We start from the raw sequence: 11480 nt of genomic DNA, 5'->3' as shown, positions 1-11480 counted from the left end.
TTTATTAGTTGTTTTAATATATAAGAACTAAAATACTTTATTTAAACTGTTAATTTTTATAAAATATACTTAATTTAGTAAAAATAATTAAAGAACAATAATAAATTTATAAAATGGTGTAAGTACAAAAAACTATGAAAAATATTTACAAAAGAAGAGTTATAGAAGCTAGAGATTAATTGCAGGTTATTATAAATAACCTACAATTAAAATAAATTTTGTAAATTCTAAAAATAAAGATATTATCTTTTATCTTAGAATTTCATATTCATAGCAACACTAAATCTTCTACCATCTATATCTCTTTGATCAGTTGTATTTAGTTCTACCCATGGATTATTATTCTTTTTATTTGATATATTATAAACACCCGCTGAGAATTGAAGTTTTTTATCAAAGTTATAAACTCCACCTAAATCAACTACAGTATAAGCTTTTTTCTTTGTAGCAATACTTCCTTGTTGCCCTCCTCTATTACCACCTGTTTTACCATTATAGTTTGCTTGTGTCCATAATAGTAATTTAGAAGTTACATCCCAGTCAAGTCCAACATTAAACATATGTTTTGGTGAATCTGTAAAAGCTTGTCCTTTATCTTTTCCTTTTGTTACCTCTGTATCATTAAATGTATAAGAATGTCTATACACTAAATTATCTAAAATATTATATTTTGTTGTAAGTTCTATACCTTTACTCTCTGCTTCATCAACATTATAGTATGTAGTATATCCTGCTGCACCTCCATTTGGGAAAGTATGACCTTTCCAATGAAAATCTCCTGGTAATGTACTTCCTGGTAATTTATCATTTTGATCACGCATTATTTTATCTTTAAAATCTATTTGAAATAACATTAAACTAGCTGCTAATCCAATATCAGGGTTATCATAAGCAAGACCAGCTTCATAGTTTATACTTTTCTCAGGTTTTAAATCTGCATTTCCAATCATAGCTCCACCCATTGAAGCTTCAGCATAACTAGGATCTGAATTTCTTAAGCTAGGTGCTTTATATCCAGAAGTAATTCCACCTTTTAAGTTTAAATTATCTGTTAAACTATAAACTGCATAAGCTTTTGGAGAAAAATTACTTCCGAAAACTTCATTTTTATCATATCTTCCACTTAAAGTTAAAGCTAAAGCATCAGTAGCTTGCCAAGTATCTTCAGCAAATAGTGCCCATTGATATCGTTCAGACTCTTTTGTTTCCTTATCAGCATTATGCTGTCCATCTGTTTTAATTTCTTCTTTTTTATAATTTAAACCAACACTTAAAGAGTTATTATCAAAGAAATATGTTCCTTGTGTATTCCCAATAAGAGTTTCAAATTCATTTTTTTGTGTTATACTCTTATCTTTATCATAAGTTACATAAGAATTAAGAGCAAATTTATCATATTTTAATTCATGATCTAAATTATAGTTAGTTCTTTCAAATTTTTGATGACTAACACTACCTGGTGTAAAAACACCCATAGCATTAAGAGTTCCTTCTTTCATACTTTTCCCAGGATTTTGTGTTGTTTCTTGTAAAGAATAAGAGTAACCAGCTCTAATAGTATTATGTTCATCTGGAGTATATATAAATTTACCTCCAACATTTTTTCTCTCGTAATCAGGATCTGCACCACTTATATGTTTTGTTCTTTCTGCATTATCCTTCTCTTTTTGATCCATTATCCCAGCATCGAGTTGAAAAGATAGTGTTTTTTCAATAAGTGGAACATTTACATACATACTTGTATTTGATGTAGCATTATTTACTATATTTGAAGAAGCACCCTTTATATACTCTGTTCTTATACTTGCAGTTGCTTTATCAGCATGTTTTTTTGTAATTATATTAATAACTCCACCCATTGCATCAGAACCATAAAGAGCAGAAGCAGGACCTCTTATAATTTCTATTCTCTCTATTGCTTCAAGTGGAGGCATATAATTTACTTTACTTCCAGGATAACCACCCCTAATTTTATAAGCATCATCACCTTGTGCAGGTTTTCCATCAATTAAGAACAATGTATATTCTTGCCCAAGACCTCTAATAGATATAGTTTTGTTTGCACCACTTCCAGTAACATTAATCCCGGGTACATTTTTTAAAGCATCTGTTACATTTGAGTAAGATTTTTTTTCTAATTCTTCAGCTGTAATAACTGAAATTGAAGCAGCTGCATCAGCAATATTTTGCTCAAATCCAGAAGCAGTAGTTACAACTTGAATATCATCAAGTTTTGTTGTCTCATTAGCACTTAAATTACTACTAGCAACTAATAAAGCTGCAGCAACAGTTCTGGCCATTGTGATTTTCATCTTTATTCCTTTTTTGTATTGTGATTAAAATTTCTTATAGATTTTTAGGAGAATCTATAAATAATACAATTTGATAATTATTATTTTAATTAGCAAAAAGTGAATGATATGTTAATGAATTATTCTTAATATAACTTTAAATTAATACTAATTATTGATTGAAAAATATTATTATTAATATTTATTCCAAATAGGTTTTATTTTTATTCTATTTTCTTTAATCCATTTATTAAATCTTTTAGTTATATCATAGTTTATAATTTCAAAATTTAGTGAACTAGGATAAATATATTCCATATACATAAGCATTAAAATAGTTTCATAAAGCAATCTTGGTTGATTTTTAAAATGCTCAATATTTAAAAGTTCTTCAAATGTACAATCTTTTTTAGCTAAAGCTTCAAGAACTGGAGATATTATCTCTTTTGGTGCATTTATATCCCCTATTGGTGTTTTAAAAACAACTGCTCCACTTTTTGGACAACCTGACATTCTTTTAAATCTTATTTTATTTAAACAATTTATATGATCTTCACCTATAAAAGGAATTGAATCTTTTTGAAATATATCTTCTCTTTGTTTTTGATTTCTTGCTAAATCTTTTATATACTCTTTTAATATAGGAGATTTAACTTTTTGTAATACTGGCTGAATTTTTGAAGGAATACTAAGATTATCTATATTTTCAAAAGTATTTGAACTACCTAAATATCCAGTTTTAGTAACATCAAATACCATTTTATGTACATCAATACTATATAAAGGATTCCAAAAATCTGTTAAAAATTCATGTGCTAAATATGAACTATCTTTGTGTAAACTATTTTTAATGGCTTCAATTCTTGTATAATCAATAAAAGTTCCAGCTTCATCTAAATCTTTAAATAATGATATTCCCATCTCAATACTTTTATTTGATTTTTCATCTGTATGATAATCTACAATATTTAAAAGCTTTTGTATTGGAAGTAAAGGAGTGGATCCAGGATGGCACATATAATGTAGATAAAATATACCTAGATTATTTAAAAATTTTGAAACAATATCTAATATACTCTTTTGATGAACTGGTGAAATCCATGAATATGTACCATGATTTACTATAAAATCAAATTTTTTATCATTATTTTTTAGAAAAGTAGCAAAATCACAATGAATAAATTCTAAATTAGTTATTCCCATCACTTTTACAGCATCTTGTGCTATTTGTATATGTTTTTCATTAAAATCAATACCTATAAAACTTCCATTTGGATTACTAATAGCTGAAACTAATAAATTTATACCTGTACCACAAGCTAATTCTAAATATGAAAATTCTTTTGTAATATCAGGTGCTTTAAAACCTAAAAAATTTGTTATACAACTAAGCCAAATAGGTTCCATCTCTTTATAATAAAACATAGGATAAGATGTATCTAATACATATCCATCATCTCTTTTTTTCATTTATACCCTTATTTATAACATAAGAAAGAATGATAATAAAATAACCTTAATAATATATAAATATAATAGTTGTTATTAATAATTAAATTAACATAACTAGATATATATAAATAAATAGTATGTATGATAAAAGAGCATATAATTGGATAAAGTAGATGTATATAAAATCTGTAGACAGTAATAGGATAGATAATAAAATAAAAAATAGATTTAAGAATAAGAAAAGCAGAGATATTATTACGAGGACATCTAATTAGTTGTTAGATTAATAGTAGGAAAAGGAATAATTAATTTGTATAAATAGATATGATATAAAAGCATATATAAGGACAAAAGGGAGGATATTAAATTGTTGAATAAATTGTATAAGAAGGGATACCTTCCCTAAAACACTAGATAAAGTAGCTTAGGAAAGGCATTAAAGACTCAAAGAGTTAGCGATGACCTACGTTTCCACCGGGGGACCCAGCAGTATTATCGGCGATGAAGTGCTTGACTACCAGGTTCGGAATGGGGCTGGGTATTTCCACTTCTCTGTAACCACTAACAAAGTTGAGTATTAAAAGAATCATAGAGATAATCTCTTAATACTCAACTTTAACAAAAGAGTTAAAGGAATAAAGATAATGTTAAAGTCTTAAAAGTAAATTTTCAAAAAAAAACCTACACAAATATAAAGTAAAGATATACTTAATAAGATAGTAAACCAAAGAAATAAAAAATAAGCCAAACGTTCTATTAGTACTGGTCAGCTAAACGCCTTACAACGCTTACACATCCAGCCTATCAACCAGCTAGTCTTGCTGGGAACTTCAGGGAAAGTTCATCTTAGAGTTGGCTTCGAGCTTAGATGCTTTCAGCTCTTATCACATCCGTACGTAGCTACCCAACGATGCTCTTGGCAGAACAATTGGTACACTAGTGGTACGTTCATCCCGGTCCTCTCGTACTAGGGACAAATCTCTTCAACTTTCCTACGCCCACGGAAGATAGGGACCGAACTGTCTCACGACGTTCTGAACCCAGCTCGCGTACCGCTTTAAATGGCGAACAGCCATACCCTTGGGACCGACTACAGCCCCAGGATGCGATGAGCCGACATCGAGGTGCCAAACCTCCCCGTCGATGTGAGCTCTTGGGGGAGATCAGCCTGTTATCCCCGGCGTACCTTTTATCCTTTGAGCGATGGCCCTTCCACGCAGAACCACCGGATCACTATGACCGACTTTCGTCTCTGTTCGACTTGTAGGTCTCACAGTCAAGCTAGTTTATGCCATTATACTCAACAAGCGATTTCCATCCGCTTTGAACTAACCTTTGTAAGCCTCCGTTACTATTTAGGAGGCGACCGCCCCAGTCAAACTACCCACCAGACATTGTCCTGAAAGAGGATAACTCTTCGCAGTTAGTAACTCAAATATTCAAGGGTGGTATCTCAAGGATGGCTCCGACTCTACTGGCGTCTAGTCATCATAGCCTCCCACCTATCCTGCACATGAATATCCAAGCTACAGTGTCAAGCTGTAGTAAAGGTGCACGGGGTCTTTCCGTCTTTCCGCGGGTAGGAGGAATTTTCACCTCCACTACAATTTCACTGGATCCCTCTTTGAGACAGCTCCCATCTCGTTACGCCATTCATGCAGGTCAGTATTTAACTGACAAGGAATTTCGCTACCTTAGGACCGTTATAGTTACGGCCGCCGTTTACTCGGGCTTCAATCAAATGCTTCGCTTGCGCTGACATCATCAGTTAACCTTCGAGCACCGGGCAGGCGTCACACCTTATACATCCACTTACGTGTTAGCAAAGTGCTGTGTTTTTGGTAAACAGTCGGGAGGGACTCTTTGTTGCAACCTCTTTGGCTTTTTGAAGCAAGTTCATATACCAAAGTAGGCACACCTTATACCGAAGATACGGTGCTATTTTGCAGAGTTCCTTAAAGAGGGTTCTTCCACGCGCCTTAGAATACTCATCCCACCCACCTGTGTCGGTTTACGGTACGGGCAACATATAATATACTTAGTGGCTTTTCTTGGCACGACAGTATCATCGATTCTCCATCTCCTCCGAAGAGTGTCAAGAGCCTGTAAGATCTCGGTCTAATGTTAAGCGGATTTGCCTACTTAACAACCTACGTCCTTCGAGCCACACTTCCATCCGTGACCTCGATTAACTCTATGCGTCCCCACATCGCGCTTATATGTTGGTATTGGAATATTAACCAATTTGCCATCGTCTACCCCTTTCGGACTCGACTTAGGTCCCGACTAACCCTACGATGACGAGCATCGCGTAGGAAACCTTGGGTTTTCGGCGAACAGGATTCTCACCTGTTTTATCGCTACTCATGCCTGCATGCTCACTTCTATCCGCTCCAACGCTCCTTACCGGTACATCTTCTACGCTGAATAGAACGCTCTCCTACCACTTGTACATAGTACAAGTCTAAAGCTTCGGTGTACATCTTAGCCCCGTTATATTTTCCGCGCAGAATCACTAGACCAGTGAGCTGTTACGCTTTCTTTAAAGGATGGCTGCTTCTAAGCCAACCTCCTGGTTGTCACAGTAACTCCACATCGTTTTCCACTTAGATGTAACTTAGGGACCTTAGCTGTTAGTCTGGGTTGTTCCCCTCTCGACGATTGATTTTATCACCCACCGCCTGACTCCTGTGATTCCACATATAGTATTCATAGTTTGATAGGGTTTGGTACCGCGGTAAGCAGCCCTAGCCCATTCAGTGCTCTACCCCTATATGCTACAACACAAGGCTATACCTAAATATATTTCGGAGAGAACCAGCTATCACGAAGTTTGATTGGCCTTTCACCCCTATCCACAAGTCATCCCAAGACTTTTCAACGTCAGCGGGTTCGGTCCTCCACTGGCTCTTACACCAGCTTCAACCTGCTCATGGATAGATCACTTCGTTTCGGGTCTGCAGCTAGTGACTATGGCGCCCTATTAAGACTCGCTTTCGCTACGGCTTCGTACTTGACTTAACCTTGCCACTAACCACAACTCGCAGGCTCATTATGCAAAAGGCAGTCCATCACCCTGATAAATCATAGGGCTCTGAATGATTGTAAGCTAATGGTTTCAGGTTCTATTTCACTCTGCTCGCTGCAGTACTTTTCACCTTTCCCTCACGGTACTTGTTCACTATCGATCTGTAAGTAGTATTTAGGATTGGAGGGTGGTCCCCCCAGATTCAGTCAAAATATCACGTGTTCCGACCTACTCAGGATACTATTAAAATTATTGATGATTTAAATTACAGGAGTTTCACCTTCTATGCTACACTTTTCCAAGTATTTCATCTATCATCTTTAATTTACGTTATAGTCCTACAACCCCCAATGCAAGCATTGGGTTTGTCCTAATCCGCGTTCGCTCGCCGCTACTTACGGAATCTCTTTTGATTTCTCTTCCTCTAGCTACTGAGATGTTTCACTTCACTAGGTTCGCTCCCCGTAGGGTAATATATATCTCTATATACTGGGTTGCCCCATTCAGAAATCCACGGATCAAAGCTCTTTGGCAGCTCCCCGTGGCTTATCGCAGCCTAATACGTCTTTCATCGCCTCTTACAGTCTAGGCATCCACCATTAGCCCTTAATAGCTTATTATTGCCTGATAAATATATCGCTATATTTATCAATTTGTTTTGATAATATTCTTTGGCTACTATCTTATTAAATATATTCTATTTAATAATTTAGTTGTGTTCTATCTATAGTTATATAATAAATTAAATCTATTCTAATTTATCACAAATTATTGATATGAAATTTTTTTTATTTAAAATTAAATATTACTATTTAATCTTACGAAAAAATTTTAAAGACTTTAACATTATATTTTTAAATATCGTACTATTTTAATAACTATTGTTATCTTTTTAGTGTTCTTTAGGATAAATCCTAATATAAATCTTATCTGCTATAAAACTTATATTAGAATTTCTTTAAATATATATGGTGGAGAATAGCGGGATCGAACCGCTGACCTCCTGCGTGCAAAGCAGGCGCTCTCCCAGCTGAGCTAATTCCCCAACAAAGATTATCTTATTATGGTGGGCCTATCAGGACTTGAACCTGAGACCTCACGATTATCAGTCGAGCGCTCTAGCCAGCTGAGCTATAGGCCCATTTACCTATATATTTATTCAAATAATCTTTATAAACCGAATATATATTGTTAATTGTTTTTCATTTTTCTATGTATTAAGAAACAAATCTTAATACATTTCTCTGAAAGGAGGTGATCCAACCGCAGGTTCTCCTACGGTTACCTTGTTACGACTTCACCCCAGTCGCTGAATCCACTGTGGAAGGTAGCTACTTTAGCATCCCCGCTTCGAATGAGTTCAACTCCCATGGTGTGACGGGCGGTGAGTACAAGACCCGGGAACGTATTCACCGTAGCATAGCTGATCTACGATTACTAGCGATTCCAACTTCATGTAGTCGAGTTGCAGACTACAATCCGAACTGGGAGATATTTTATAAGATTTGCTCCACATCACTGTATTGCTGCTCTTTGTATATCCCATTGTAGCACGTGTGTAGCCCTGGACGTAAGGGCCATGATGACTTGACGTCATCCTCACCTTCCTCCTACTTGCGTAGGCAGTCTCGTTAGAGTTCTCAGCCGAACTGTTAGCAACTAACGACGAGGGTTGCGCTCGTTGCGGGACTTAACCCAACATCTCACGACACGAGCTGACGACAGCCGTGCAGCACCTGTATGCAAGTTTCTGCAAGCAGACACTAATCTATCTCTAAATCATTCTTACTATGTCAAGTCCAGGTAAGGTTCTTCGTGTATCGTCGAATTAAACCACATGCTCCACCGCTTGTGCGGGTCCCCGTCTATTCCTTTGAGTTTTAATCTTGCGACCGTACTCCCCAGGCGGTACACTTAATGTGTTAACTGCATTACTGCAAGATCTAGTCTCACAACAACTAGTGTACATCGTTTAGGGCGTGGACTACCAGGGTATCTAATCCTGTTTGCTCCCCACGCTTTCGCATCTCAGCGTCAATAATGTTCCAGTAGATCGCCTTCGCAATCGGTATTCCTTCTGATCTCTACGGATTTTACCCCTACACCAGAAATTCCATCTACCTCTCCCACATTCTAGATTAACAGTTTTCAAAGCAGTTCTATAGTTAAGCTATAGGATTTCACTTCAAACTTATCAATCCGCCTACATGCTCTTTACGCCCAGTGATTCCGAGTAACGCTTGCACCCCCCGTATTACCGCGGCTGCTGGCACGGAGTTAGCCGGTGCTTATTCATATAATACCGTCATCATCTTCTTATATAAAAGGAGTTTACGCACCGAAATGTGTCATCCTCCACGCGGCGTTGCTGCATCAGACTTTCGTCCATTGTGCAATATTCCCCACTGCTGCCTCCCGTAGGAGTCTGGACCGTGTCTCAGTTCCAGTGTGACTGATCATCCTCTCAAACCAGTTATGCGTCATTGTCTTGGTAGGCCATTACCCCACCAACTAACTGATACAATACAGGCCAATCTCTTACCAATAAATCTTTCCCTTATAAACTTTTGTTTATAAGGAATATAAGGTATTAGCAAACGTTTCCATTTGTTATCCCTTAGTAAGAGGCATATTACCTATACATTACTCACCCGTGCGCCACTTAGCTGACAACTATAGCAAGCTATAGCCCGTTCTCGTTCGACTTGCATGTGTTAAGCACGCCGCCAGCGTTCACTCTGAGCCAGGATCAAACTCTCCATAAATTATCTATATCTAGTCCATATATCTTACTATATAATCTAAACATATCTTTATAGTGTTTGAAACTGACATATTCTATAATTACTCTTAAAATTATATATCTATCTCTAAACATACTCTCTTATTCGTTAGTTACAAAATTATCACTCAAATTATAGACAAGTTCTTAATCTATACATCATCTCTGACATACAAACTCTCCACTTGTACATTTTTTTTATTTTTTTAACAATCATATATTCGGTTTATAAAGATTACTTCTCTATCACCGTCTTAAACTTTAAAGAACTCAGATTTTTCTAAATCTTAAAATGGCTCCGGCACCTGGGATCGAACCAGGGACCAAATGATTAACAGTCATCTACTCTACCGCTGAGCTATGCCGGATTCTATTTAACTACTTTCAGTCAAATTGGACGGGAATTATAGTGGGTTTTTTTATATTTGTCAAGAGTATTTCGCTTAATCTAAACTTAATTGCTGTTTTTCTTTTTGTAAACATTTATTTTACAATTTTTAGATAAAATTTTGAAATTTTTATATAATTATGTTTAGGAGTTATACACAAGATGAGTTCATCTATTTTTAGAGAGTATGATATTAGAGGTATATTTGAAAAAGAGTTAAATGAAGATATTGTAAAAAAAATCGGATACTATTTAGCAAAAGCCTTAATACAAAGAGTTCCAAGTGCTATTTATATAGCTGTTGGTTATGATGCAAGACTTCATTCACCTATTTTAAAAGATTGGTTAAGTTCTGGGATAAATCAAGCTGGATTAAAAGTTTTGGATATGGGGCTTGTTCCAACTCCTGCAAATTATTTTGCAAATTTTACAGAATTTGATGGTTTAAAATGTGATGGGTCAGTTATGATAACTGGTTCACATAATCCACCAGAATATAATGGTTTCAAAATCACTTTAAATAAAGACCCATTTTTTGGAGAAGATATTTATGCTTTAGGAAGAGAGATTTTAAATGATAAATCTATTATTCCAAATAATGAAAAAACTATTAATATTGATTCAAAAAATAAATATATAGATTATATAGTTGAAAGTTTTAAACATTTAAAATTAGAAAATAAAAAATTTATTTTTGATTGTGGTAATGGTGTTGCTGGTGTTGTTTTAGGTGAGATATTAACAAAACTAAATATTAAACATAAAATTTTATTTGAAGATCCAGATGGTACTTTCCCAAATCATCATCCAGATCCTAGTGATGAGCATACTTTAGAAGATATCAAAAAAGAATTAGCAACTAAAGAGTTTGATTTTGGATTTGCTTATGATGGTGATGCAGATAGAATTGCTCTACTTTCTCAAAAATATAATTTTAAAGGAGATATTTTAGCAATATTTTTCTCTAAGCATATTAAAAACCCAACAGTTATTGGGGAAGTAAAATGTTCTCAAGTTATGTACGATACTATAAATTCTTATGGTAAAGCTATAATGTATAAGACAGGACATTCAAACTTGAAAGTAAAAATTAAAGAAACAAATGCCGATTTTGCTGCTGAAGTTTCTGGACATTTATTCTTTAATGATAGATATTTTGGATATGATGATGCTATTTATGCTACTTTTAGAGCTTTAGAACTTATAGACCAAGGATTTGATTTTGATAAAGAGTATGAAGCTTTACCACAAGTTTACTCAACTCCTGAAATAAATATAACTGTAACTGAAGATACAAAATTTAAAATAATTGAAGATTTAAAAGAAGCTTTACAAAATCCATCTGTAAATTTTCCAAAAATCAAGGATATTATAACAGTTGATGGTGTAAGAGTTATATTTGAAAAAGGTTGGGGATTGGTTCGAGCTAGTAATACAACTCCAAAATTAGTTACAAGATTTGAAGCAGATACAAAAGAAAATGCAAAAATCTACGAAGAGTGTTTAATAAATCTATTTAATAAATTACAAGGAAAATAA

General features: G+C 34.6%; 3 protein-coding genes, 3 tRNA genes and 3 rRNA genes. 1 reads left to right on the top strand and 8 read right to left on the bottom strand.

The window, feature by feature from the left end; genetic code table 11:
* Window positions 1–254: 254 nt before the first annotated feature.
* From ALANTH_RS04050 to ALANTH_RS04015, 8 genes are all read right to left on the bottom strand, one after another.
* Window positions 255–2312, bottom strand: a complete 2058-nt coding sequence (locus ALANTH_RS04050) for a TonB-dependent receptor domain-containing protein (protein WP_026808026.1) — start codon at window positions 2310–2312, stop codon at window positions 255–257.
* A 174-nt stretch (window positions 2313–2486) separates the two neighbouring features.
* Window positions 2487–3761 (bottom strand): class I SAM-dependent methyltransferase, encoded by a 1275-nt coding sequence (locus tag ALANTH_RS04045; protein ID WP_026808027.1) that lies wholly within the window; start codon window positions 3759–3761, stop codon window positions 2487–2489.
* Window positions 3762–4193: 432 nt separating this feature from the next.
* Window positions 4194–4309: ribosomal RNA gene (rrf, locus tag ALANTH_RS04040) — 5S ribosomal RNA — on the bottom strand.
* A 169-nt stretch (window positions 4310–4478) separates the two neighbouring features.
* Window positions 4479–7391 (bottom strand): 23S ribosomal RNA (locus tag ALANTH_RS04035).
* Between the two features lie 349 nt (window positions 7392–7740).
* A tRNA-Ala gene (locus tag ALANTH_RS04030) sits at window positions 7741–7816 on the bottom strand.
* 19 nt (window positions 7817–7835) lie between these two features.
* A tRNA-Ile gene (locus tag ALANTH_RS04025) sits at window positions 7836–7912 on the bottom strand.
* 106 nt (window positions 7913–8018) lie between these two features.
* Window positions 8019–9536, bottom strand: a 16S ribosomal RNA gene (locus ALANTH_RS04020).
* The 16S, 23S and 5S rRNA genes sit together here with 3 tRNA genes alongside, the layout of an rRNA operon.
* Before the next feature lie 310 nt (window positions 9537–9846).
* Window positions 9847–9921: transfer RNA gene (locus ALANTH_RS04015), tRNA-Asn, on the bottom strand.
* Window positions 9922–10103: 182 nt separating this feature from the next.
* Here ALANTH_RS04015 and ALANTH_RS04010 point away from each other — a divergent pair.
* A complete protein-coding gene (locus tag ALANTH_RS04010) occupies window positions 10104–11480 on the top strand; it encodes a phosphomannomutase/phosphoglucomutase (RefSeq protein WP_026803567.1) in 1377 nt (458 codons plus the stop codon).

The organism is Aliarcobacter lanthieri, assembly GCF_013201625.1.
GTDB classification, from domain to species: Bacteria; Campylobacterota; Campylobacteria; order Campylobacterales; family Arcobacteraceae; genus Aliarcobacter; species Aliarcobacter lanthieri.
The sequence above is the reverse complement of the archived record's forward strand: the minus strand, read 5'-3'. Positions and strand labels throughout refer to the sequence as shown.